Consider the following 2,337-nt stretch of genomic DNA (forward strand, 5'->3'; position numbering starts at 1 on the left):
CACGGTCACGGCGACAGACGATCACGGCGCACAGGTGTCGACCACCTTTGATTTAACCGTCAACAATGTCAATGATGCGCCAACGCTAACCCCGATCGCGTCGGTGTCTGTCGACGAGGACGGCCAGCAAGCGTCTGGTCAATTCATCGCGACTGACCCAGATGTGGGCGATACGCTGAGCTATTCGATTACCAATCCGGTGTCCGGACTGACGTTCAATGCAGATGGGAGCTGGGTGTTTGATCCAACGGATGCCGCCTATCAATCGTTGCCAGCAGGGCAAAGTCAGACGCTGACCATTCCGGTCACGGTGACGGACGCCGCCGGCGCGACCGATGTTCAGAATTTAGTCATTACTGTGAATGGCACCAATGATGGCGCTCGGATGGGAGGGGTGTCGCAGCACATGGTTTCAGAAGATATAGATGTGAACCATGGAGAGCTGATAGCCAATGGCAGCTTGGTCGTGCTGGATGTAGACAGTGGCGAATCGCATATTACTGCGCAAAGCGTGACGGGTCAGTATGGCCGTTTCATTATTGATGAGCAGGGCCATTGGACCTACAGCGCAGACAACAGCAACCCAGTGATACAAGCATTGGGCCAGAACGGTCAGGGGGAAATCGTTGAGCGTTTCACGGTCAGCTCAACGGATGGCAGTGCCAGCCGTGATGTAGTGGTACGCATTGTGGGCACAAACGATGGCCCGGTGGTTTCGCATGCCTTGACCAATGAGGTCGCCACAGAAGATACCGCGTTCAGTTTTACTGTGCCATCAGATACGTTCACCGATATCGATATCGGCGATACGCTGACCCTGTCCACTGGTAGCTTACCGGCGTGGCTGCATTTTGATGCGGCGACAGGTACCTTCAGCGGCACGCCAACCAACAGCGATGTGGGCAGTACGCAAGTCACGGTGACGGCGACCGACGATCACGGTGCTCAGATATCGACCACCTTTGATTTAACCGTCAACAATGTCAATGATGCGCCAACGCTAACCCCGATCGCGTCGGTTTCTGTCGACGAGGACGGCCAGAAAGCGTCTGGTCAACTTATTGCTACCGACCCGGATGCAGGAGATACGCTGAGCTATTCGATTGCCAATCCGGTGTCCGGTCTGACGTTCAATCCTGACGGTAGCTGGGTGTTTGATCCAACGGATGCGGCCTATCAATCGTTGCCAGCAGGGCAAAGTCAGACATTGACCATTCCGGTCACGGTGACGGACGCAGCAGGTGCGACGGATGTTCAGAACTTAGTCATTACAGTAAATGGTACCAATGATGGCGCGGTCATATCTGGTGCAGGAGCGCAGCTGAAAGAAGACACGGCGGTCTCAGCGTCGGGTGAGCTGGAAGCGAACGGGCAGTTAACGGTTCAGGATGTAGACAGCGGTGAAGCCGCCTTCACGCCGATCACGGATGTCGCCAGTGATTCCGGTTATGGCCATTTCTCACTCAGTGCCAACGGGCAGTGGCAGTATCACGCTGATAATAATCAGCCCGCAATTCAACAACTGGCAGCGGGTGAGCCATTAACAGACTCCATCACTGTCACCAGTGTGGATGGCACCCCGCATACCATCAGCGTGACGATAGAGGGGACGAACGACGCCCCAATCGTGGCGCACAGCGTAGTAAATCAGCAAATAGATGAAGACAGCGCGTTCCAGTTCACGCTGCCAAGTGACACCTTTGGTGATATTGACCATGGCGATACCTTGATGCTCTCCACCGGTAGCCTACCAACCTGGCTGCATTTTGATGCATCAACCGGAACGTTCAATGGCACACCAACTAACAGTGATGTGGGCAGTGTGCCGATTAGCGTGACTGCCACGGACTCGCAAGGGGCGAGTGTCACTACGCAATTTAACCTCACCATCAATAACACCAACGATGCACCGGTGATGACCCCGATAGCGTCGGTTTCTGTCGACGAGGACGGCCAGCAAGCGTCTGGTCAACTCATTGCGACCGACCCAGATGTGGGTGATACGTTGAGCTATTCGATTGCCAATCCAGTATCCGGACTGACGTTCAATCCTGACGGTAGCTGGGTGTTTGATCCAACGGATGCTGCCTATCAATCGTTGCCAGCAGGACAAAGTCAGACATTGACCATTCCGATCACGGTGACGGACGCCGCAGGTGCGACCGATGTTCAGAACTTAGTCATTACTGTGAATGGCACCAATGATGGCGCCCGGATGGGAGGGTTGTCGCAGCACATGGTTTCAGAAGATCTAGATGTCAACCATGGAGAGCTGATAGCCAATGGTCGCCTGGCTGTACTGGATGTAGACAGTGGCGAATCACATATTACTGCGCA

1 protein-coding gene is annotated in these 2,337 nt (G+C 54.5%); it reads left to right on the forward strand.

Annotated elements, in window-relative coordinates; translation table 11 throughout:
- Positions 1-103: 103 nt before the first annotated feature.
- On the forward strand, positions 104-2,337 hold a 2,234-nt coding region (locus ACWYU8_RS21950), incomplete at its 3' end, for a VCBS domain-containing protein (protein ID WP_457521842.1).

Source organism: Vibrio limimangrovi (assembly GCF_054064025.1).